The sequence below is a fragment of the Deltaproteobacteria bacterium genome (assembly GCA_016875395.1).
Taxonomy (GTDB): Bacteria; Myxococcota_A; UBA9160; order UBA9160; family UBA6930; genus VGRF01.
This window is the reverse complement of record VGRF01000017.1, coordinates 39,762-60,489: the sequence shown is the minus strand read 5'-3', so window position 1 is coordinate 60,489 and position 20,728 is coordinate 39,762. Positions and strand designations below refer to the sequence as shown.

20 protein-coding genes and 2 pseudogenes are annotated in these 20,728 nt (G+C 70.4%); 7 read left to right on the top strand and 15 right to left on the bottom strand.

The annotated features are described in order from the left end of the window. Positions 1–11: 11 nt before the first annotated feature. Positions 12–794, bottom strand: a complete 783-nt coding sequence (locus FJ091_13885) for an SDR family oxidoreductase (protein MBM4384440.1) — start codon at positions 792–794, stop codon at positions 12–14. 307 nt (positions 795–1,101) lie between these two features. Between FJ091_13885 and FJ091_13880 the strand changes: the two genes are divergently transcribed. The 4 genes from FJ091_13880 to FJ091_13865 all read left to right on the top strand — a co-directional run bounded on the left by FJ091_13880 (position 1,102) and on the right by FJ091_13865 (position 6,207). Then, positions 1,102–2,139 (top strand): metallopeptidase family protein, encoded by a 1,038-nt coding sequence (locus tag FJ091_13880; protein ID MBM4384439.1) that lies wholly within the window; start codon positions 1,102–1,104, stop codon positions 2,137–2,139. Positions 2,140–2,294: 155 nt separating this feature from the next. Then, positions 2,295–3,731 carry an FAD-binding protein gene (locus FJ091_13875; GenBank protein ID MBM4384438.1) on the top strand — a complete coding sequence of 479 codons (1,437 nt, stop codon included), beginning with the start codon at positions 2,295–2,297 and terminating at the stop codon, positions 3,729–3,731. Beyond that, positions 3,728–4,945, top strand: coding sequence for an FAD-binding oxidoreductase (locus tag FJ091_13870; protein ID MBM4384437.1), 1,218 nt, complete (start codon positions 3,728–3,730; stop codon positions 4,943–4,945). Before FJ091_13875 ends, FJ091_13870 begins: the two co-directional genes overlap by 4 nt. After that, positions 4,942–6,207: a 4Fe-4S dicluster domain-containing protein gene (locus FJ091_13865; protein ID MBM4384436.1), complete on the top strand. Its 1,266-nt coding sequence runs from the start codon at positions 4,942–4,944 to the stop codon at positions 6,205–6,207. Before FJ091_13870 ends, FJ091_13865 begins: the two co-directional genes overlap by 4 nt. A gap of 10 nt (positions 6,208–6,217) precedes the next feature. Here the strand turns inward: FJ091_13865 and FJ091_13860 are convergent, their stop codons facing one another. The 9 genes and pseudogenes from FJ091_13860 to FJ091_13820 all read right to left on the bottom strand — a co-directional run bounded on the left by FJ091_13860 (position 6,218) and on the right by FJ091_13820 (position 11,058). Further along, the gene (locus tag FJ091_13860; GenBank protein MBM4384435.1) at positions 6,218–6,943 is read right to left on the bottom strand and encodes a dienelactone hydrolase family protein; all 726 of its coding nucleotides are present in this window, start codon (positions 6,941–6,943) and stop codon (positions 6,218–6,220) included. 53 nt (positions 6,944–6,996) lie between these two features. Then, positions 6,997–7,470 carry a bacterioferritin gene (gene bfr / locus FJ091_13855; protein ID MBM4384434.1) on the bottom strand — a complete coding sequence of 158 codons (474 nt, stop codon included), beginning with the start codon at positions 7,468–7,470 and terminating at the stop codon, positions 6,997–6,999. 10 nt (positions 7,471–7,480) lie between these two features. Then, positions 7,481–7,696: a (2Fe-2S)-binding protein gene (locus tag FJ091_13850; protein ID MBM4384433.1), complete on the bottom strand. Its 216-nt coding sequence runs from the start codon at positions 7,694–7,696 to the stop codon at positions 7,481–7,483. A 248-nt stretch (positions 7,697–7,944) separates the two neighbouring features. Further along, positions 7,945–8,340, bottom strand: a pseudogene (locus tag FJ091_13845) (DUF1801 domain-containing protein). A 62-nt stretch (positions 8,341–8,402) separates the two neighbouring features. Beyond that, on the bottom strand, positions 8,403–8,744 hold the full coding sequence (locus FJ091_13840; protein MBM4384432.1) for a hypothetical protein: 342 nt from the start codon (positions 8,742–8,744) through the stop codon (positions 8,403–8,405). Between the two features lie 35 nt (positions 8,745–8,779). Next, a complete protein-coding gene (locus FJ091_13835; GenBank protein MBM4384431.1) occupies positions 8,780–9,040 on the bottom strand; it encodes a MoaD/ThiS family protein in 261 nt (86 codons plus the stop codon). Beyond that, positions 9,037–10,176, bottom strand: coding sequence for a glycosyl hydrolase (locus FJ091_13830; protein MBM4384430.1), 1,140 nt, complete (start codon positions 10,174–10,176; stop codon positions 9,037–9,039). The genes FJ091_13835 and FJ091_13830 overlap by 4 nt, the downstream gene beginning before the upstream one ends. After that, on the bottom strand, positions 10,173–10,589 hold the full coding sequence (locus FJ091_13825; protein MBM4384429.1) for a DUF1801 domain-containing protein: 417 nt from the start codon (positions 10,587–10,589) through the stop codon (positions 10,173–10,175). The genes FJ091_13830 and FJ091_13825 overlap by 4 nt, the downstream gene beginning before the upstream one ends. Next, positions 10,589–11,058: pseudogene (locus FJ091_13820) on the bottom strand (VOC family protein). Before FJ091_13820 ends, FJ091_13825 begins: the two are co-directional and overlap by 1 nt. A gap of 82 nt (positions 11,059–11,140) precedes the next feature. Here FJ091_13820 and FJ091_13815 point away from each other — a divergent pair. Then, positions 11,141–12,253 carry a phosphotransferase gene (locus tag FJ091_13815; protein MBM4384428.1) on the top strand — a complete coding sequence of 371 codons (1,113 nt, stop codon included), beginning with the start codon at positions 11,141–11,143 and terminating at the stop codon, positions 12,251–12,253. Positions 12,254–12,262: 9 nt separating this feature from the next. On the opposite strand, the gene FJ091_13810 is transcribed toward FJ091_13815, so the two are convergent. From FJ091_13810 to FJ091_13790, 5 genes are all read right to left on the bottom strand, one after another. After that, a complete protein-coding gene (locus tag FJ091_13810; protein MBM4384427.1) occupies positions 12,263–13,039 on the bottom strand; it encodes an SDR family NAD(P)-dependent oxidoreductase in 777 nt (258 codons plus the stop codon). 89 nt (positions 13,040–13,128) lie between these two features. Next, positions 13,129–13,704: a GNAT family N-acetyltransferase gene (locus FJ091_13805; protein ID MBM4384426.1), complete on the bottom strand. Its 576-nt coding sequence runs from the start codon at positions 13,702–13,704 to the stop codon at positions 13,129–13,131. Positions 13,705–13,712: 8 nt separating this feature from the next. After that, positions 13,713–15,929: a hypothetical protein gene (locus tag FJ091_13800; protein MBM4384425.1), complete on the bottom strand. Its 2,217-nt coding sequence runs from the start codon at positions 15,927–15,929 to the stop codon at positions 13,713–13,715. Between the two features lie 61 nt (positions 15,930–15,990). Beyond that, entirely contained in the window at positions 15,991–16,947 is a 957-nt protein-coding gene (locus FJ091_13795; protein MBM4384424.1) for a hypothetical protein, read from the bottom strand. Positions 16,948–17,167: 220 nt separating this feature from the next. Then, the gene (locus FJ091_13790; protein ID MBM4384423.1) at positions 17,168–18,718 is read right to left on the bottom strand and encodes a 2-isopropylmalate synthase; all 1,551 of its coding nucleotides are present in this window, start codon (positions 18,716–18,718) and stop codon (positions 17,168–17,170) included. A gap of 162 nt (positions 18,719–18,880) precedes the next feature. Here FJ091_13790 and FJ091_13785 point away from each other — a divergent pair, with 162 nt between their 5' ends. Both FJ091_13785 and FJ091_13780 read left to right on the top strand, forming a co-directional pair. After that, entirely contained in the window at positions 18,881–19,822 is a 942-nt protein-coding gene (locus FJ091_13785) for an RluA family pseudouridine synthase (GenBank protein ID MBM4384422.1), read from the top strand. 83 nt (positions 19,823–19,905) lie between these two features. Then, on the top strand, positions 19,906–20,520 hold the full coding sequence (locus FJ091_13780; GenBank protein ID MBM4384421.1) for a helix-turn-helix transcriptional regulator: 615 nt from the start codon (positions 19,906–19,908) through the stop codon (positions 20,518–20,520). Positions 20,521–20,728 lie beyond the last annotated feature (208 nt).

Sequence of the window (20,728 nt, the reverse complement as noted above, 5' to 3'; positions counted from 1 at the left end):
TTCCGCGCGCGTCAGCCGAGCTTTTCGCCCGCATCTACGCGCAGGTACTGCCCCGTCACCATGCGCATGCGATCGCTCGCGAACAGCACCGCAACTTCCGCAACGTCGTCGTCGGGCGGGATCTCGCGCATCGGGAAGCGCTTCGCGATGTGCGCGACCACGGCCTCCTCGCTCGTCTTCTGCTCTTTCGCCTGCCACTTCACGTAGTTCTGCACGGGCGGGCCCCACATCCAGGTGGGGATCACGGTGTTCACGCGAATCTTCGCGGGGCCGAGCTCGACGGCCATCTGGAACATCGCGCTCATCAGCGCGCCCTTCGACGACGCGTAGGCGAGCTGCGCGGTGTCGGGGGGATGGTTGTAGGACTGGGAACCGATTAGGACGATCGAGCCGCCGCCGCGGCGCTTCATCGCGGGCACCGCCGCGCGGCACAGCTGCGTCGAGCCGATCACGTTCACTTCCATCACCTTGCGCCAGTCGTCGGCGGTGGTGGTTTCGAGCGTGCCGAACACCGCGTCGAACGCGGCGACCTGGATCAGCGCGTCGACGCCCCCGAAGCGCCGCTCGGCGAATGCGATCAGGCCTTCGCACGCTTGCGCGTCCGTGATGTCGAAGCCGTGCGCGGCCACGCGCGCGCCGCTCGGGTCGAGCGCTTTCGCGATGCCTTCGAGCTTCGCGGCATTGCGCGCGGCGATCACGACGTTCGCTCCGTCGCGCGCTGCGCAGCGCGCGACTTCGCCGCCGAGGCCGGGGCCGACACCCGAGACGATCACGGTCTTGTTCTGCAGGATCACGCGCTTCTCCTAGAAGTCGGCGCAGAGTGCGGCAGCGCTTCGAGCAGCCGCAACCCGCGCGCGAGGCGCTGCGAAGAACTCCCGGAATTTCAGCAGCTTGCGCGCGACTTCTGCGGCTCGGATGCGAGCCGACGATGGACTCGCATCCGCGGCTTCGGGGCTCGCGATCGGAAAAATCTCGCGCGAGATCTTCCGACGAAGTCGTGCGCTCGCCCGTCGGAGTTTTTGCGCGAAGGGGCGCGAACTTGCTCTGCTAGGGTGCGCTTCCGTTCAGCCGAGACGTTCTTCCAGCAAGGCGGCGCCCCTGATGAGAGACAACGACCGCTACTGGGATTGCCTGGATCAGGCGATGGAAGCGTCCCATGGCGGCCGCACGGACGAGGCGCTGGCGTGGCTCGACGAGGCGCTGAAGGCGCACCCGAACGGCGCCGAGGCGCACAACGGACGCGGCGAGATTCTCTGGGACGAGGGGCGCGTGGAAGAGGCGCTCTACCAGTTCGAGCTCGCGGTGATGGCCGACCCGAAGTTCCTCACCGCGCACCTGAACCGAGCCGAGCTGCTCATCGAGGAGATGGGCGAGCACGAACAGGCGATCGCGCTGTGCGACAAGCTGCTCTCGGGCGCGACGGAGCTGCCGAAGCCGGACCGCGCGACCGAAGCCGAGATTTATTATTTGAAGTCGAAGGCGCTCTTCTACCTCGACGATCTCGAGGGCGCGCTCTTCCTGGTGCGGCGCGCGATTCAGAAGTCCGGCGAGATCGCGGTCTACCGCGCCTTCGAGGGCCAGCTGAGCTTCGAGCTCGGGCGCTTCGACGAGGCGAAGAAGCACCTCGAGCGCGCGGTGATCATGGACCCCGAGTCCGCGCACGCCGTCTACCACCTCGGCCTCGTGCTCGAGCGGCTCGGCCGCGACGACGATGCGCGGCGCGCGTTCCAGCAGTCGAACGCGCTCGACAGCGACCACTACCCGCTGCCCGTCGTCGTCGATCACCCGACGTTCGAGCGCATCACCGCGGAGGCGATCTCGGATCTGCCGCGCTCGATCCGCGAGTACGTCGAGCACATGCCCGTGCTCGTGCACGACTTCCCCGACGCCGAGCTGATCACGCGCGAGAACGTGTCGCCGCAGATTCTCGGCATCTTCATCGGCGTGCCGCGCACCGAGGCCGCCGTGACCGCGCAGGCGCGCGACATCGACCGCGTGATCCTGTTCAAGAAGAACCTCGAGAAGATCTGCCGCACCCACGCCGAGCTGGTCGAGCAGATCCAGATCACGGTGAAGCACGAGATCGGCCACTACCTCGGTCTCGACGAGGACGACCTGGAGCGCCTCGGGCTCGCGTAGCCGCGGGAGCCCTCGGTTCTCTGCCAGCCGCGGCGCGGTGCGACGCGTGGCTGTGCGAACCTTGCGCGGCGGAGCGGTCATTCCGGCCGGGCCAAAGTGACCGGGCGGTCAAACAGGCCGGGCCGAAATGACCGCCCCGCGCTTCGAGGCTCGCCATGACCACGCTTCTCGCTGAGCTGCGCACGATCGTCGGCGACGACGCCGTGCTCGCGCGCGAGGAGGAGTTGTTCGTCTACGAGGCGGACGGGCTCACGCACCACAGCGCGCGGCCCGGCGCCGTCGTGCTGCCGCGCAGCGCGGAGGAAGTGCAGCGCGTGGTGGGCGCGTGTGGCAAGCACGGGGTTCCGTTCGTACCGCGCGGCGCGGGCACGGGGCTCTCGGGCGGCGCGGTCGCGTGCGACGGCGGCGTCGTGATCGAGTGCGCGCGCATGAACCGCGTACTGCGCGTCGATCCGGAGAATCGCATCGCGGTCGTGCAGCCCGGCGTCGTGAACGCGGATCTCTCGAAGGCCATCGCGAAGCACGGACTCTTCTACGCGCCCGATCCTTCGAGCCAGCAGTCGTGCACGCTCGGCGGCAACGTCGCCGAGAACTCCGGCGGCCCGCACACGCTGAAGTACGGCACCACGACGAATCACGTGCTCGCGCTCGAGCTGGTGCTGCCCGACGGCGAGATCCTGCGGCTCGGGAGCGCGAGCGGCCTGGCGAACGGTCTCGATCTCGTCGGCGCCGTGGTCGGCAGCGAAGGCACGCTCGGAGTTGTTACGGAGTTGACGGTGCGCCTCGTGGCGCTGCCGGAGCGCGTCGAGGTGCTGCTCGGAATCTTCCCCGACGTCGTGTCCGCGTGCCGCGCGGTGGGCGCGATCATCAGAAGTGGCATGGTGCCCGGCGCGCTCGAGATCGTGGATCAGCGCACGATCCGCGCGGTGGAGGCGAGCGTTTACGCCGCGGGCATGCCCACGGACGCGGGCGCGATCCTGATCATCGAGCTCGATGGCCCGCGCGCTGCAGTCGAGGTGCAGATCGCGCGCTCGAGCGCGCATTGCCGCGACGCCGGCGCGCGAGAGGTCGCGGTCGCGCGCGACGCCGCCGAGCGCACGCGCTTCTGGCGCGCGCGCAAAGGTGCGTTCGGCGCGATGGGCCGCCTCGCACCCGATCTGTACGTGCACGACGCAGTGGTGCCGCGCGCGAAGCTGCCCGAGATCCTGGAGCGCGTGTGCGCGATCGGCGACGCGCATCGCCTTCGCCTCTCGAACGTCTTTCACGCCGGCGACGGCAATCTTCACCCCAACATCTCGTTCGACCGCCGCGACGCGGACGAGCTCGCGCGCGTGATCGCCGCCGGCGAAGAGATCCTGCGCGTGTGCGTCGAGGCGGGCGGCGTGATCAGCGGCGAGCACGGCATCGGCCTCGAGAAACGCGAGTATCTGCCGCTCGTCTTCAACGAAGCCGACATCGCCGCGATGCTGAAGCTGCGCGACGCCTTCGACCCCGATCGCACGTGCAACCCCGGCAAGATCTTCCCGACCACGCGCTTCTGCATGGAGTCGAACCCGAAGGCGCGCGGCTACGACCGCATCGAGTTCGAATGACGACGCTCACCGCACTCGCGCGTGAGTTCTCGGGCGAGCTTCATGCGCCGCTCGCGCTCGAAGGCGCGCAGCTCGAAGCGACGCTGCGCCCGCGCACTGCCGCAGAGTGCGCGCGCCTGCTCGCGGCGCTCACGCAGGAGAAGGTGCCCGCGCTGATCGTCGGCGGCGGAACGCAGCTCGCTGCCGCGAACGCGCCGTGTGGTGCGCGCGTGCGCATCGAGACGAGCGCGCTGCGCGAGGCGCCCGAGCTCGATCTCGACGAAGGCGTCGCGCGCTTCGGCGCGGGCGCGACGCTCGCCGAGATCGCTGCGCAGCTCGAGGGCTCGATCTGGCAGCTGCCGCTCGATCCGCCTGGCGCGGGTGCGACGCTCGGAGGAACTCTCGCGTCGGCCGCGTTCGGCCCGCGCTTCGGTCACCCGCGCGACTTCGTGCTCGGCCTGACGCTCGCGCTCGCGAGCGGAGACGTCGCGAAGTGCGGCGGTCGCGTCGTGAAGAACGTCACCGGGTACGACCTGAACAAGCTGTTCGTCGGGAGCGGCGGCGCGCTCGGAGTGATTACGGCCGCGTGGCTCCGCCTGCGGCCGCGGCCGGAGCGCACCGACGTGCTGCTCGCGCCGGCGCCGCAGGACACCGCGCTCGCGCTGGGCGCCGCGCGCGCTTCCTCTGCGCGCGCCTGCGCGCTGCTCGATGCGACACTCGCTCCCGAGCTCGCAGCGCAGCTCGGCGGCACGCGCGCGTTCGTGCTCGAGCTCGCGGGCGACGCGGCGGCCGTAGAGGCGGATCGCGCAGTGTGGGCGGCAAAGCTCGGCGCGCTCGACGCGCCCGCGAACGCGGTCGAGCTCGTGCGCGCGGCGCAGGGTGGCGGCGCACTGCGCTTCCGCGTTGCCGCGCTGCCGAGCGAAGCGCCCGCGCTGCGCGAAGCGCTGTGCGCCGCCGGCGCGAGCACGCTCGTCTACCCCGCGCGCGGCCTCGTCTCCGCGCGCTTCGAGGCGAGCGACGCGCGCGCCTTCGAGGCGCAGCTCACGGCGGTACGCGAAGCCGCGAAGCGTGCCGGCGGCACGTGGCGGCTCGAAGCAGCACCGCTCGCACTGCGCATCGGCCGCGAAGTATCGGGCGAGGTCGACGCGACGCTCGCGCTGCAGCGTGCACTGAAGCGCGCGTACGATCCTGCGAACGTGCTCAACCCGGGCAGAGAATTCGGCGTGACGCGATGACAGAGAGCGAGCTCACCGGCACTCAGAAAATGCGCGAGCTCTATCCCGCCACGCTCGATTGCGTGCACTGTGGCCTCTGCCTCTCCTCGTGCCCGACGTACCGCGAAACCGGCCGCGAGACGTCGTCCCCGCGCGGCCGCGTGTACCTGATGCGCGGCGTCGCCGAGGGCAAGATCGCGCTCGGCGACGTCGTCGCGGAAGAGGCCTCGCTCTGTCTCGGCTGCCGCGCGTGCGAGACGGCCTGCCCGTCGGGCGTGCAGTACGGCGCGCTGCTCGAGCAGACGCGCGCCGCAGTCGCGGACGCAGGGCTTCGCAGCGGCTTCGCGTACTCGCTCGAGCGCTTCGCGTTGCGCCACGTCGTCCCTAACAAGGGCGTGCTCGGCGCGCTCGTCTCGCTGCTCGGCGCCGCGCAGTCGCTGCGCCTCGATTCGCTCGTGGCGCCGCTCCTCCCCGCGCGCCTGCGCGAAATGCACGCGCTGTTGCCTGCGATCCCGCCGCGGCGCGAGCGGAGACGCCTGCCCGCGCTCAGACCCGCGATCGGAGCGAAGCGCGGACGTGTCGCGCTGCTCGAGGGCTGCGTCATGCCCGAGCTGTTCGGCGCCGTGAACGCGGCCACCGCTCGCGTGCTCGCGCGCACCGGCTTCGACGTGCTCGTGCCCGAACGCCAGGGCTGCTGCGGCGCGCTGCACGCGCACAGCGGCGACGCTGCGAAGTCGCGCGAGCTCGCGCGCTTCAACGTCGCCGCGTTCGCGCTCGAGGACGTCGACGCGGTCGTCACCAACTCCGCCGGCTGTGGCGCCGCGCTGCGCGAGCTCGGGCACTGGCTACCGGGCGAGGGCGATGCGCTCGCGGCGAAGACGCGGGACATCTGCGAGCTGCTCGACGCGGTGGGCATCCCCGAACCGCGGAGCGAGATCGCGGGCACCGCTTGTTACGACGACCCCTGCCACCTCGCGCACGGCCAGCGCGTCGTCGATGCGCCGCGCCGCCTACTCGCGAAGATCCCGGGCCTGCGCGTCGTCGCGCACGACGACCCCGCGAGCTGCTGCGGCGCCGCGGGCATCTACAACCTGACGCAGCCCGAGATGTCGCGCGCCGTGCTCGCGCGCAAGATGGACTCGCTCGCGGCGGCGAGCCCGGACTACATCGTCACGGGCAACCCCGGCTGCCTGATGCATCTCAGCGCGGGCGCGAAGCAGCGAGGCCTAACAGCTCGCGTGGTTCACCCCGTCGAGCTGCTCGATCGCGCGCTCGCCGAGTGATCGCGCGCGGTCAACTCGCGCGCAGGTTCGCCGCGAGAAACGCCTCGAGCTTCGCCCACGCGTCGCGCGCGGCTTCCGGGTGATACGACTCCGCGCGCTCCTCGCAGCAGAAGCCGTGCACCGCGCCCGCGTAGTTCTCGAGCGCGAAGGTCTTGCCGAGCGCGCGCAGCCGCTGCTCGATCGCGCGCACTTCTTCCTGCGGAATGAAGTAGTCGAGCTGCCCGAAGAAGAGGTGCAGCGGGCACGAGATCTTCGGCGCGCGATCGAGCAGCGCGCCGATGCCGCCGCCGTAGAACGGCGCGCTCGCGCGCAGCTCGGGCAGCTCGCACGCGGCGAGGAAGCTGAGCCGCCCGCCCATGCAGAAGCCCGCGACACCGATCGGCCGCGCGCCGACCTCGGGCGATGCGCGCAGGTGCGCGACCGTCGCGCGCATATCGGCGAGGAACTCCTCGTCCTTCAGATTGCGCATCAGGCCGATGGCCTTCTTCAAGTCCGCGTAATCAGCGCGGTTGTCAGGCGCCTGCCGGTGGTAGAGATCGGGCGCGACCGCGACGTAGCCCATTCGCGCGATGCGCTCGACGTCGCGCTCGAAGTTGGCGACGAGCCCGTACGCCTCCATCAGCACGATCACCGCCGAGCGCGCGCCGCCCGCGGCGGGCTTCGCGACGAACGCGGGCATGCGCGCCGCGCCGACGGGGATCTCGATGCGGGAGGTGCTGAGCTGCATCCGTGCCATCGCGATCTCGGGTAGTGGCTCGCTGAGCGGGCGGGGCTCAGCGAAGTGCGCCTCTACTCGTCGATCTGCTCCGCGAGGTAACGCTCTCGACCAACCTGCTCGACGAGGCTCAGCTGCGTCTCGAGCCAGTCGACGCTCTCTTCCTCGTCGATGAGGTGGCGCTCGAGCAGCTCTCGCGTGCCGTTGTCACCCTTGGAGCGCGCCAGCTCGATCGCGGCGTTGTATCGAGCGACCGCGCTCACCTCGAGCTCGAGGTCGAGCTTGTGCTGCTCGATCGCATCCTCCCCAACACGCACGGGGAACAGGCGCTGCAGATTCGGCGTGCCGTCGAGATAGAGGATGCGCTCGATCAGCCGATCCGCGTCCTTCATCTCGCCGATCGACTCCTCGCGCTTCTTCTTCGCGAGGCGCACATAGCCCCAGTTCGCGCACATCTTGGCGTGGATGAAGTACTGATTGATCGCCGTCAGCTCGGCCGTGAGGATCTCGTTCAGGGCTTCGAGGACTTGAGCATCACCGCGGGGCATCCGACCTCCTTCAGGCGTTCGCCGCAGGTTGACCCGCGCTTCCGTTCGCGCGAGCCGCGTGCCGTGCAGTGTGCTCCGCGAGCATCTCCTCGATCAAAGGAACGCAGCCGCCGCAGCGATTCCCGGCGCCGCAGCTCCGCGCGACCTCGCTCGATGTTTCGGCGCCCTGCGCGATCGCCGAACGAACCTCCCTGTCGCGGATCGCGAGGCAGTGGCAAACGAGCATGCACGGGCTCCTTGGGTCGGGGAGGGTGGAGCATAGGTGAAACTGACATTCATTTTCAAGATGGCCGGAAAGCTGATCCGGGCAGGCACGCCCGCCGCCAAACCGGGCGCCGCGCGTGCGGAAGGCCAGCGACTCCGTGGGTCCGCGCGACGGGTGGGATCTGGGTCAGCGCTCCCGGTCGCTCGCGCGCCGCGAGACCGGGAGCCCGCGCTGGGCACGCGAGTTTCTCGGCACGCCTCACGCTCGCCCTCGACGCGGCGCCGCATGTCCGCGTAGGCATCCTCGATCAACCGGCGTAGCGCCTCTTCGTCCACATCACGCCCGGGCCTCAGCTTCACGTGGCGCATGAACTTGCCCGTGCCTTCGAGCAGCCGCGCGGGATCGGCGAGCGATGCGCCGCGAAAGAAGCCCACGTTCACGTGCGCCGTGAACGCGTTCACGTAGGCGAAGCCCGCGTCATCGACGCACGCGGTCGGCGCGCCGTCGTGAATCAGCTCGCGCACGTCGTCGCCGCAGCCGCGCATCAGCTCGAACCAGCGCTGCGCGATCGCGCCGAGCTCGCCGCGGTGTGCGCGCATCCAGGCGTCGACGGCGGGCGAGCGCTTCGCGGCGCTCGGGTAGCGGAGGAGCTGCGTCTTCTTCATCTCGGGGGCACCTCCGCGCACGATCGACCGGATTGCCGGGGGGCCTCGCGTTCCGCGCGATGTCACGACTCCGGGTCGTACATGATCTCGCGAACTTCCTGCGCGCAGCGACACGAGGCGGCGATCCGAGCGGCCCAAGCGAGCGCCTCTTCGCGGGAGGCGACCTCGATGATCGAGAACCAACCGATCACGGCCTTCTTCTCCGGCACGGGCCCCGCCGAGATTGCGCCGTCCGTCGCGACGATGCTCGATCGCTGGCGCTGAATGCCGCCGCCGAAGATCCAGATGCCGGCAGCCTTCGCCTCGCGGACGACGCGATGAGATGCCTCGCCCACCGACGGCCAATCGGCAGCGGGGATGTGGTCCATCGAGCCGTCGTCGAATGAGATCAGGTAGCGAGGCATGGCGCCCATCCTTCCCTGCTCGGTCCCCTCCGCGCTCATCCCCCCGACAGCGCCTGAAAGATGTGCACCTCGTCCCCGCTTGTTAGGGCCGTCGCCAGCGCGCGCGTCTCCACCTTGTTCACGAACAGCCGCATGTGCGGTCTGAGTCGGTCCTGCTCGTCGATCATGCGGAAGCGGATGCCGGGGTACTGGCGATCGAGGTCCGCGAGCAGCTCGGCGAGGCTCGCGCCGCTGGCTTCGACTTCGCTCTTCTGCGCGGTGTAGCTGCGCAGCGGCGACGGGATCGCGACTCTCACAGCTCGAACGCCTCCACGGCGTGGATCTGCGGGAGTTTGCGGCGCAGGCACTGCCAGCTCGCGGCTTCGTCGAAGCTCGCCCACAGCTCACCGTGCGTGGTCGCGAAGTAGAGGCCCACCGGATCGTGCGCGTCGCCGGTCATGGCTTGGCGGCGCACCGTCATCCACGCCTGTTCGCGCGGCAGTCCGGTGTCGCAGCGCGTCCAGCTCTTGCCCGAGTCGCTCGTCTTGTAGACGGCGGGCTTCCCGCCCGGGCTCACGCGCGGCCACACGTCGCTGCCGTCCATCGGGAAGACCCAACAAGTCGCCGGGTCGCGCGGGTGCAGCACCATCGGGAAGCCGATGTCGCCGACGTCGCGCGGCATGTTGTCGCCGATGCGCTCCCACTTTTCGTCGGGGCGATAGAGCCGGTAGATGCCGACGTGGTTCTGCTGGTAGAGCACGTCGGGCCTGAGTGGATGCAGGCGGACGCAGTGCGGGTCTTGGCCGACCTCGGGATACGGGTCCGGTTGGAAGTCGACTCTCACGCCCTTGTTCACTGGCCTCCAGGTCGCGCCGGCGTCGAGGCTCTCGAACGTGCCGCCGAGCTCTCCCGAAACGGAGAGATACATGTGATTAGGGTCTCGCGGGTCGACGAGGATCGAGTGCAGCACCGGCCCGTCGGGTGTGCCGCCGACTCCGGCGACGCCCTTCGAGTAGACGGGGTGATCGTTGTAGCCAGGCATCGGCTCCCACGAGACGCCGCCATCGCGCGTGCGGAAGAGACCCTCGGGCGATGTGCCCGCGAACCACGTGCCGGGCTCGGTCGCGTGCCCCGGCGAGAGCCAGAACACGTGATTCACCGCGAGCGCGCGCTCCCCCTCTGCTGCTTTCCGAAACGCAGGCGGCTGCGCGGCCTCCTTCCAGGTCGCGCCGAAATCCTGCGAGCGAAACACGGTCGGCCCGAGGTGCCCGGTTTTCGCAGCAACGAGCAGCGTGCGCTTGTCGCGCGGATCGAGCACGGCGTGATGGATCTCGTGGCCGAGGAAGTGCGGGCCTTCGAGCTGCCAGTTCGAGCGCGCGGCGTTCGCGCGGTAGAACCACAGGCCTTTGCGCGTCGCGATCGTCAGGAGAATCGGGCCGTTGGCGGGGGTCATCGGGAGCCTCCTCGAGTTTTGGATTTTCTCACGCGCCGCGCGCTCCGTGCGCTGCGGATTTCAGCGATGCGCGCGTGCACGATCCTGCGTACCAGCGCGCTCGGCAGCGGGCGATCGTGCGCGAAGCGAACCGTGCCCTTCGAGAGCGCGTGCTTCGCGAGCGCGGGGCCGAGCGCGCGCCGCACGCCGTGCGTGATCGGGTAGAGCGCCGCGTGCTCCGCCCAGCCGGCGTACCAGAGCAGCGCGCGGTCGCTCCAGCGCAAGCCCGGAATGCCATAGCTGAACACCTCGATCGCGTCCGGCGCCGCAGCGCGCACGAGACTGCGCAGCGACTTCGCGCGGCGGCGCGCGAGCGGTGGCAGCGCCGCGAAGTAAGCGCGCACGCGCGCGGCGTCGATGCTGGGTACGGCCACTACGGCTCACCGCGCGCTGCGCGCTCGAGCGTCGCGAGGTCGAGCTTTTTCATCGGCATGAACGCGGCGACGACGCGCGCCGCATTCGGGCCCGTCATCCACGCGCTCATCTGCCTGGGCACGATCTGCCACGAGAGGCCGAAACGATCGCGCAGCCAGCCGCACTGACTCTCGGCGCCGCCGTTCGCGGTGAGCGCGTTCCACAGCCGATCGATCTCGGCTTGTGTTTCGCAGGCGACGGAGATCGAGCACGCCTCGCTGAGCTTGAAGAAAGGACCCCCGTTCAGCGCCTGATACGGCACGCCGTCGAGCGTGAATTGACGGTCATGACCGAGCCCGCGGGCATCTGCGCGCCTTCGCCGTAATGGCTCGTGGCGGTGATGCGCGAGTTCGCGATCAGCGACGTGTAGAGCTGCACCGCGATCTCGGCGTCGCGTTCGAACCAGAGGCACGTGGAGACGCGCGGCATCGTAAACACCTCCGAACGCAGTCGACGCGATTCTCACACGCGCACACCCACCGCGCGCGGGATCTCCGCTTATCGTGCGCCGATGGCTCCTCACGAGAGCGCGCGCCTCCCGATTCCCGCAACCCCCGACGACGTCGACGCCGCGTGGCTCGAGGCCGCCATGCGTGGCGCGGGCCTCGACGTCGCGCTGCGCAGCGCGCACATCACGCGCATCGCGGTGGGCAAGGGGATGCTCTCGAGCCTCGCGCGCGCGCGCATCGAGTACGCGCGCGGAAGCGGCCCGGCCTCGGTCGTGCTGAAGCTGCCCGCCGCGAACGAGCAGAACCGCGCCGTCGCGATCACCTTCAACAACTACGAGCGCGAGACGCTCTTCTACAAGCTGGCCGCGCAGCGCTCGACGATGCGCACGCCGCGCGTCTTCCACGCGGACCTCGACGGCCGCGAGCGCTTCGTGCTCGTGCTCGAGGACCTGGGCGACTGGACACAAGGCGATCAGGTGCGCGGCTGCACCAGCGACGAAACGCTCGCGTGCATCGACTCGTTGGCGCAGCTGCACGGCGCGTTCTGGGGCAAGGTCGACGGCGGCGACTTCGACTTCGTGCCCAACAGCGCGAACTCGCTGATGTCGCGAGGGCTCTCCGCGGGCGCCGAGGCGATGTACGGGAACTTCATGCAGCTCTTCGGGACCGGCGCGCCGCCGTCGATTCGCGCGCTCGATCATGGCCGCTACTGCGCTGCGCTTCCGCGCATGCAGGCCCTCATGGACTCAGCGCCGCGCACCTGGATCCAGGGCGACTTCCGCCTCGACAATCTCTTCTTCGGAAGCCAGCCCGAGCACGCGCCCGTGGCGGTGGTGGACTGGGGCGGCAGCCTGCGCGGGCGCGGCATTCACGACATCGCGTACTTGCTGACCGGCAGCGTGCCCATCGAGGGCCGCCGCGCGCACGAGCGCGCCTGGATCGCGCGCTGGTGCGCCGAGCTTGCGAAGGTCGGTGTGCCCGCGAGCGACCTCGCGGACGCCTTCGACGACTACCGCCGCGCCGTGCTCTTCATGTGGTGCTACGTCGTGGTGACGGCCGGCAGCCTCGACCCGAACAACCGCCGCGGCCAGGAGTGGATCGACGCGTGGGTCGAGCGTTACTTCGCCGCGTTCGAAGATCTGCGCTGCGCGGAGTTGTTACGGGAGTTCGAGTAGCCCGCGCGACTAGAGAATGCTCCCGCCGTGCACGTCGAGCAGCGCGCCGGTGATGCCGCCGCCCGCCTCGGACGTGAGCAGCAGCGCGACGGCGGCCATCTCTTCCACCGTGTTGAGGCGCTTGATCGCGGCGTCCTGCGCGTAGTTGTCGAGGAACTTCTCGTACGTGATGCCTGCGACCTTCGCAGCCGCTGGGCCCGCTTCCTTCATCAAGTCCGTCTCGACCGCGCCGGGAAGGATCGCGTTGCAGGTGATGCCGATCGGCCCGTACTCGAACGCGACCGCCTTGGTGAAGCCGTTCAGCGCGTGCTTGTTCGTGATGTAGTGCGAGACCGCGGGCTTGTTCGCCTGCTTGCCCTCGACGGAAGAGATGTTGATCACGCGCCCCCAACGCCGCGGGATCATGTCGCGCAGCGCGCGCCGCGTGGCCCAGAACGCGGAGTTGAGGATCCAGTTCTGCGCGTCGAGCCACGCTTCGTCACTGAGGTCCGCGACCGGCGCGTAGCCGGAAGAGCCGCCCGCGTTGTTCACGAGAACGTCGATGCGCCCGAAGCGCGCGATCGTTTCGTCGACGACGCGCTCGACGTCGCGCTGCACGCGCACGTCGCCCGCGACGAAGTGCGCGCGCTCGCCCGCGCCGATCTCGGCGAGCGTCGCCGCGCCCTTCTCGGGCGAGCGCCCGTTCACGACGACGCGCGCGCCCTCGCGCAAGAAAGCTTCTGCGATGCCGCGGCCGATGCCGCGCGTTCCGCCGGTGATGGCCGCGACGCGTCCTGCGAGCTGCACGGGAGGGCTCCGATCGAGGTGAGAGAGCGCCGAGGGTTCCACGGCGCGAGCGGCGACGAAAGCCGTGAGCGAAGCAATCAGCGCGTCCGTTACCGAGTGCTCGCTGCCTTCTTTCTCACGGTCTTCTGCACGACCCAGTTGTTCTTCCCGATTCGTCGATCGCGGTGAAAGCCCTGCTTCTCGAACATTGCGACGGAGCCGTTGTGGAGGAACGACCAGATCGAGCGGCCGCTGATGTCTTCGGGGTAGCTCTCGACTTTGCCGCCGCCGAGGCGAGCGATCTCTTGCAGCGCGCCGCGGAGTGCCGCGGCGGCGACACCCGCGCGACGACGCTCGCGGTCGACGAAGAAGCATGTGATGCGCCAGTCGGGCAGTTGCGTGAGGCCATCCGCATAGGCGCGCTTGTGCTTGATGTTCGGCAGCTCCTCCGTCGGCCCGAACTGACACCAGCCGACGCAGTCGTCGCCGGCGTAGACGAGCGCCGCATGCGCGCGGCCTTCGCGCACGCGCTTCTCCTTCAACGAGCGATTCTTCCCCGAGCGAATGCCCTCCGCGTGAAACGCCATGCACCAGCAGCCGCCCCAGACGCCTTTGTGCTTCTCGACGAGGCGCGCGAAGTCGGGCCACGTCGCGGGAGTCAGCGGCTGAGTCGCGTAGCTCGGCATGGTGCTCCTCACCGATACAAAATCTGATCCGGCGTCTCCTTCGGCATGCGAATGCGCGGGAACGCGCCGAAGCCGAAGTCTTCGAGCCCGCTCTGCACCACGAGCTCGACGGGCAGGATCGATTCGCGCCCGCGCACGATGCCGTACAGCTCGCGCATGCCGCGGAAGGCGTACTCGCCGTCGCCGCTCTGCGCGGGATCGTTTGCGAGGCCGAGACGCGCGCGCTCGAAGAAGCTCTCGCGCTTGGCGTGCGCGTCGAAAGTGGCGTCGCGGTCGACGCGCGCGCGGTGAATCGCGCTCTCTTCGAGTAGCGCGACGATGCGAGCGAGGTGCTCGCTGCTCACTTCGGTGCGGCGAATCTCGGCCGCGCCGTCTTTTCCTTCCGTGCCGACGTACGCGAGCTCGATCCAGCGCCCGCCGATCAGCGTGATGCCGTCGGCGTGCAGCTCGCCGTTCGCGTAGCTGCCGTCGAGCGTGCCCTGCGCGAGCGCGAAGCCGCGCGGGCCCGCGAGCTCGGGGTTCTCGACGAGGTACTGCCGGCTCACCTGAATGCGCTGCGGCGTCGCACGCTCGATCATCTCCTCGACGGTCTCTCGCGCTTCCTTTGCCGCTTCGGTCTCGGGGAAGCGCTCCGCGGCCATCAACAACAGCCGCCCGCGCCCGCCGCGCGTGCGCTCGCGCGCGGACGCGGCCACGAGCTGCTCGGCGGCGCGCTCGCGCAGCTTCAAGAGGTCCTTCTCGCTCAGCTCGCTCATGCCCTCCGCGAGCTCGACCGCCGCGACCGCGTTGCCGCGCGCGTCTTCGTACTCCCGCAGCCACGTGCGCACCTCGCCCGCGTGCGCGCCTTCGGGGTGATGCTCGAGGTAGCGGCGCGCGAGCGCGGCGGCGGCGCGCTTCTCGCTCTTGCCGTACGGGAACGCCATCAGGCGCGAGGGCAGGCCGAGCACGACGCTCGTGAGCATCGGCACCTCCGCGAGCCACTCGATCGGGCGCGGCAGATCGTGGTCGCGCGCGCCGTAGGCGAGCGGGCCGAACAACAGCTGCTTCGCGCTCTCCTTGGTCTTCTCGCGCCGCGCGAGACGAAACGCGCGATACGGGTTCGCGTCGAAGTCGACCAGCATGGCCGCCGCGTGCCGGCCCATCGCGCTGTCGCGCTTGGCGAGCGCCTCGATGCGCTCCAACGCGTCGACCTCGCGGCCCGCCTCGCGCGCCGCGAGTGCCAGCGCGAGCTCGGCCGCCTCACGCGAGAGCGCGTTCGCGCTCGTGAGCAGTGGCTGCGCGACAGCTGTTAGGTCCGCGCCGGGCGCGACGAGCGCGCGCGCGAGCGCCCACTCCTCGGGCGCGAGCGGCGCGACCGCGTCGGCAGCGCGCAGCGTGCGCGCGCGGTTCTCCGTCCACGCTTGGCCCGTCTCGGTCGCGCGCTGAAGCAAGTCGACCGCCTCGGCGTCTTCGCTGCGATAACGGAGCGCGCGCTCGGCGAGGAACGCGGCGAGGATGGGCTCGCCTTGCGCCATCGCCGCTTCGCCTTGGCGCACGGCGCGGTCGACTTGCATCTCGATCCAGCGCAGCTGCGCGGCCTCGATCTTGTCGATCAGCTCGGCGGCCTGCGGCGCGTCGGGCTGCTCCTCGACGAAGTCCTTCCAGTGCTTCAGCGCCTGCCGCTCGCGAGCTGTCAGGGATTCCTCGTCGTGAAGCGCGAGAGCGACGCGCACGAGCGATTGCGTGAGGCGAATCGGGACGAAGAACGGCGTCACGATCGAGCCGCCCATGCCTTCGGCCACCTCGTTCGCCGCGCCGCCCCAACGCTCCATGCGGTCCTCGCGCAGACGCTTCTTCGCGAGCAGGAGCGGATCGTCCGCGATGTCTTGCTCGATGCGCGAGCGCAGCTCCGCCGGCACGTCGCCGCGCTCGAGCACGCGCGCCTGCGCCGTGCGGCGCGCGGGGCCCGCAGGCAGGAGCGCGGCCTCGGCATCGCGCGCGGCGGCAGCGAGGCCGGTGGGCGCGAGCTTCTCGCTCTCGCGCGCGGCCTCGATCGCTTCGAGGCGCTCCACGCTGCGCGCGAGCGCGGCCCCGTCGTTTCGCCAGAGAGATCGCGCGGCGTCGCGCGCGGCGAGATCGGCGTCATCGGGAAGCGGCGCGGAGAGGCGCGGCGCAGGCTCGAGCAGATTGCGCGACGGCGGCGCCGAGGTCGTGCAGGCCGTGCCCAACAAGCAGGCGGCGAGCATTCCAGCGGGATGCCACGACCGGCCCCCGCTCCGGGAGCCTCGAGAGCTCGCAAAGAAGTGCCTAGGGCGTGAAGCGATCACGATCCACCTTCAACGTGAATGCGAGGAAGGCCTCGAGCCGGCGCGCGGCTTCGAGCTTCTCCGTCGCGCCGTCTTGGTTCGAGACGGTCTCGTAGAGGCGCGCTGCGGAGTTCACCAGCTCCTCGAAGCGCTCGGGCTCGAAGCCCGGCGACTCGGGCGGGTACTCCTCGACGTACTCGCGCGCGAGCGTCGCGTACAGCTCGGCGAGCTCGAGCACGTGGCTGTTCGCGAGCTTGCTCTCCTTGTGATCGATCGCGAGTCGCTGCAGCGCGGCGAGTGCGCGCACCGCGCCGTCCGCGAAGAGGCGCCGCGTCGAGACGAGCACCCGCGCCCGCTCGCGGTCGTTGCGCTCGATCTCCTCGCGCACGACCGCGGCGTAGTGTGTGCCTTGCGCGGTCTCGAGCAGCTCCTCGAGCTTGGTGCGCCGCGCGCCGATCTCCTCGATGCGCGCCTCGCGCGCCGCGAGCAGCGCGTCGTCGGAGCCCACCGCGGGCGGCGCCTCGCCGCGCTTCGTCGCCGTAACGAGTGCGTCGCACACGGCGGCGCTGCGCAGCGCCTCCTGCGCGAGCTCGCCCTCGGCCGCCGCGGCGCGGCGATAGCTCTCGGCCGCGACGTCGTAGGCGCGCAGCCGCTCCAGCGCGCGCCCCTTCGCGAAGGGCAACACCTCCGCCCACGCACCGGCGCGGAGCGAAGCCTCGTGCGCGCGCTCGAGATTCTCGAGGCGCAGCAGCGAGCTGCGGTAGACGTTGCGACCCGTGAAGTCGCGCGCGGGCGCGAAGCGATACGTGTCGTCCGAGATGTGGCGCCGCAGCACGGCGTTCACTTCGAGCAGCGACTGCGTCGGCTGATAGCGCGGGTCGGGCTCGTCGCTCTTCGCGAGCGCGGGCGGCGCGAGGCACAGCGCCGAGAGCAAGAGAAGCGCGGGGACGTTCCGCAAGAAAGCAAGGAGGGTTCCGGATCGCGGAACGCTGCTTGACTTACTTGCGGAACGTCCCCGGGCGCGGAGGCCGCAGGCGACGGCGAGCGAGCGCACCCCAAGTCGCGTCACGTCGGAGCGGATCAGCCGCAGCGCACGGCGCCGCCGGCTGCATGCGCCGAGCGCGGAGCAGCGGAGCCAGCGGGGTTCTTGCTCGCGCCCACTCGATGGCCGCGCCTCGTCACGACCGTCTCCGATGATCCGCGAGGAGCTGGTTCAGCATTTTCTCCGTCGCGAGCACGGCGGCGGCGAGCTGGTCGGAGTCGACGCCCATCGTCGACCAGTTCTCCGCGCCGCCTTCGCCGCGCCACGAGATGATCGTCTCGACCAGCGCGTCGGTCTCGCCGCCGGGCGCGATGCGCACGCGGAAGTCGCGCAGCTCCGGCAGCGCGAGGCCGAACTTCTTCGCGGCCTTCGCGAGCGCCTTCATGAACGCGTCGTAGCCGCCGTCGCCCGTCGCGCTCGCGGTCGCGCGCTGCTTGCCGTACGCGAGCGTGAGGTGCGCGCTCGGCGTGGCGTCGCTGCCGACCGTCACCTCGTACGACGCGACGCGCATCAGCTGCTCGCGCGGCGTCTTCAGCACGTCCGCGATCAGAAAGCGCAAATCCTCGGGCATCACCTTGCGCTTCTTGTCGCCGAGCTCGACGACGCGCGCGAGCACCGCATCGCGCGCTTCGGTCGAAAGCTCGATGCCGAGCTTCGCGAGGTTCTGGTCGATCGACGCTTTGCCCGAGAGCTTGCCGAGCGCGTAGGCGCGCTGGCGCCCGAAGCGCGCGGGCGCGAGCCGCGACTCGTAGAGATCGCCCTTCGCGTCGCCGTCGGCGTGAATGCCCGCGGTCTGCGTGAACACGTCGGCGCCCACGATCGGCGCGTTCGCCGAGACCTCTTTGCCCGTCGCAATTTCCACGAGTCGTGAGACAGCCACGAGCTTCTTCTCGTTCACGCCCGTCTTCCACGGTCCGTGGTCGTGCAGCGCCGCGACGACTTCCGCGAGCCGCGTGTTGCCCGCGCGTTCGCCGAGGCCGTTCACGCTGGTGTGCACGCCGCGCGCGCCGGCCTCGACCGCGGCGAGGCAATTCGCCGTCGCGAGGCCGTAGTCGTTGTGGCAGTGGAACTCGAAGTGCACGTCCGGCCAACTCGCGACCATCAGGTCCACGGAGCGCGCGGTGTCGCGCGGTGCCTGGATGCCGAGCGTGTCGGCGAGGTAGACGCGCGCGACGTCGTGCTCCACGAGCGTGCGCATCATCGAGAAGACGTAGTCGGGCGAGTCCTTCACGCCCTGCGACCAGTCTTCGAGGTAGACGTTCATCTTCACCTTGCGCTTGCGCGCGTAGGCGAGCACGTCGGCGATGCGCTTGCGGTGCTGCTCGGGCGGCATGCGCAGCTGCTGGAGACAGTGCCGCTCGGAGCCCTTCGTGAGCAGGTTCATCACGCGCCCGCCCGTCGATTCGAGCCAGTCGATCGACTGCGTGCCGTCGACGTAGCCGAGCATCTCGATGCGCGGCAGCAGATCGCGCTTCTTCGCCCAGGCGCAGATCTGGCGCGCGGCTTCGCGCTCGCCTTCGGAGACGCGCGTGCCCGCGATCTCGATGCGGTCGACGCCCACGTCTTCCAGCAAGGTCTGCGCGAGCTGGAGCTTCTCGGCGGGCGTGTACGAGATCTCCGGCGTCTGCTCGCCGTCGCGCAGCGTCGTGTCCATCACCTGAATGCGCGTGCGTGCGGAGCTGGGCATGGGGGCCTCGGCGTGCGGGAAGCGAGCCAGGGTATCGGGCGCGCGGGCGGACGCGCACCCGGGCTCGCGCACAGGGGACGTACGTGCACCAAAGCGCGCACCTGGGACGTACGTGCACATCGGTGCACATCGCTTCCCAGCTGCGCGTGTGGAGGGCTGCGCGTGAGTCGCCTATGCACGCCGCGCATGCCCGCCGCCCCGCGCACTCTCGAGGTCACGCCGGAGCACGCCGGCGCGCGGCTGGATGCGTTCCTCGCGGATGGGCTGCGCGTCTCGCGCGCGGAGGCGCGGCGTCTGCTCGAGCGCGGGGCGGTCGAGGTCGACGCGCGCGCGGTGGGGCTCGCGGACAAGGGTGCGCCGCTCGCGGCGGGGCAACGCGTCGCGGTGCAGCGCTTCGCGGGGCGCGCGCACGCGGAGCCGATCGCGCAGCCCGAGCTGGCGCTGCCCGTGCTCGCGCGCGGGGCCGGCTGGCTCGCGGTCGCGAAGCCCGCGGGCATGCCGGTGCATCCGCTCGATCCCGGCGAAACGGGCACCGCGCTGAACTTCGTGGCCGCGAAGTTCCCCGAGATCGTGGGCGTGGGCGAAGCGGGACTGCGCAGCGGGGTCGTGCACCGACTCGACGTCGACACGTCGGGCGCGCTCCTCTTCGCCACGGAGCAGGGCCGCTGGGAGCAGCTGCGCGGCGGCTTTCGCGCGCACCGAGTCGAGAAGGTCTACCGCGCGATCGTGCACGGCGGGCTCAGCGGAAGCGGGGAGCTCGCGCTGCCGCTCGCCGTCGCGCAGCACCGGCCCGCGCGCGTGCGCGTCGTCGCCGCGGGCGATCCGCGCTCGCGGCACACGCGCATGACCTGGCGCGCGCTCGAGCGGCTGCGCGACGCAACCCTCGTCGAGGCTCGCCCGGCGACGGGCTTCCTGCACCAGATCCGCGCCAGCTTCGCGCACCTCGGGCATCCGCTCGTGGGCGACTCTGCCTACGGCGCGCCGGCCTCCCCGCACGCCAAACGCCATCTGCTCCACGCGGCATACGTCGCGTACCGCGACGTCGAGGCCCGCTGCCCCGACGCGGAGGATTTCGCTGCGGCGTTGGAAGCGTTCGCGCCGTAGGCGAGCGAGGCGGGCGGCTCGATGCCGGGGGGTGTGAACTCGTTCACAGCGCGATGTGTGATCGAGAACGCAATCTTGCTTGCATGGCCCAGCCGCTCCGATCGTTCCTCTCTCGGCCGTCGTTTCGGGCCCCAGCGGGTGGCCGCTTCGCGACTCCGCACAGCGACTTCAGCTCCGCCTGCTTCGAGTCGCATCCGGACGCCCAGTTCGTGGTCCGCTCGGACGGCGAAATCCTCGGCGCCAACGCCGCCGGGCGGCGATTGATGGCGTCGACGATGGGCGTCGCCGCGATGAACGGTCGCCTTTCCGAGAGCGCCGGCCCGAAGCTGGCCGCGTTGTTCGAGGGGGTGCGCGACGCGATTCGCGATCAGCGCGCGACGGACGAGATGGAGCTCTCGCTCTCGCAGACCGCGGTGTTCGCGATGCGCGCCCTGCCGCTCGGGCCCGCGCTCGATGCGGCGCTGCTCATCGTTCGTCCGCGCGAGCCGCACGTCATCGTTTCGGCGCGCGTGCGCTTCGGGTTCACGGCCTCGGAGTCGCTCGTCGCGGAGCGACTCGCGAGAGGCCTAACAGTTCCGCAGATCGCGCTGCAGCTCGGCATCTCGATCGAGACCGTGCGCTGCCACCTCAAGCAGGCTTTCGTGAAGGCGGGCGTACACCGCCAGGCCGAGCTCGTGGCCGTGATGCTGGGTGGATGAGCCCTCGCAGGTGACGCGCCGCACGTCCGCCCATCTGCGGCGGCCGCGCTTTGTGACGACCGTCGCTCTCCGCGCGCAAATTCATCCCTAACGAGTCGCGCCGTTCGTCCGAAACCTCGGACGACGCCGGCCAGCGTGAACTTCTCGAGCCGCCGAACGTCGTAGCCAACGCGCCGCAATCCGCGGCGACAAGGGGGACCCATGAAGA

Excerpts from the sequence above, each read along its gene's own strand:
- FJ091_13880 (MBM4384439.1), top strand. The coding sequence starts at position 1,102 with ATGAGAGACAACGACCGCTACTGGGATTGCCTGGATCAGGCGATGGAA.
- FJ091_13875 (MBM4384438.1), top strand. The coding sequence starts at position 2,295 with ATGACCACGCTTCTCGCTGAGCTGCGCACGATCGTCGGCGACGACGCC.
- FJ091_13870 (MBM4384437.1), top strand. The coding sequence starts at position 3,728 with ATGACGACGCTCACCGCACTCGCGCGTGAGTTCTCGGGCGAGCTTCAT.
- FJ091_13865 (MBM4384436.1), top strand. The coding sequence starts at position 4,942 with ATGACAGAGAGCGAGCTCACCGGCACTCAGAAAATGCGCGAGCTCTAT.
- FJ091_13860 (MBM4384435.1), bottom strand. The coding sequence starts at position 6,943 with ATGGCACGGATGCAGCTCAGCACCTCCCGCATCGAGATCCCCGTCGGC.
- bfr (MBM4384434.1), bottom strand. The coding sequence starts at position 7,470 with ATGCCCCGCGGTGATGCTCAAGTCCTCGAAGCCCTGAACGAGATCCTC.
- FJ091_13850 (MBM4384433.1), bottom strand. The coding sequence starts at position 7,696 with ATGCTCGTTTGCCACTGCCTCGCGATCCGCGACAGGGAGGTTCGTTCG.
- FJ091_13840 (MBM4384432.1), bottom strand. The coding sequence starts at position 8,744 with ATGCCTCGCTACCTGATCTCATTCGACGACGGCTCGATGGACCACATC.
- FJ091_13830 (MBM4384430.1), bottom strand. The coding sequence starts at position 10,176 with ATGACCCCCGCCAACGGCCCGATTCTCCTGACGATCGCGACGCGCAAA.
- FJ091_13815 (MBM4384428.1), top strand. The coding sequence starts at position 11,141 with ATGGCTCCTCACGAGAGCGCGCGCCTCCCGATTCCCGCAACCCCCGAC.
- FJ091_13805 (MBM4384426.1), bottom strand. The coding sequence starts at position 13,704 with ATGCCGAGCTACGCGACTCAGCCGCTGACTCCCGCGACGTGGCCCGAC.
- FJ091_13800 (MBM4384425.1), bottom strand. The coding sequence starts at position 15,929 with ATGCTCGCCGCCTGCTTGTTGGGCACGGCCTGCACGACCTCGGCGCCG.
- FJ091_13790 (MBM4384423.1), bottom strand. The coding sequence starts at position 18,718 with ATGCCCAGCTCCGCACGCACGCGCATTCAGGTGATGGACACGACGCTG.
- FJ091_13780 (MBM4384421.1), top strand. The coding sequence starts at position 19,906 with ATGGCCCAGCCGCTCCGATCGTTCCTCTCTCGGCCGTCGTTTCGGGCC.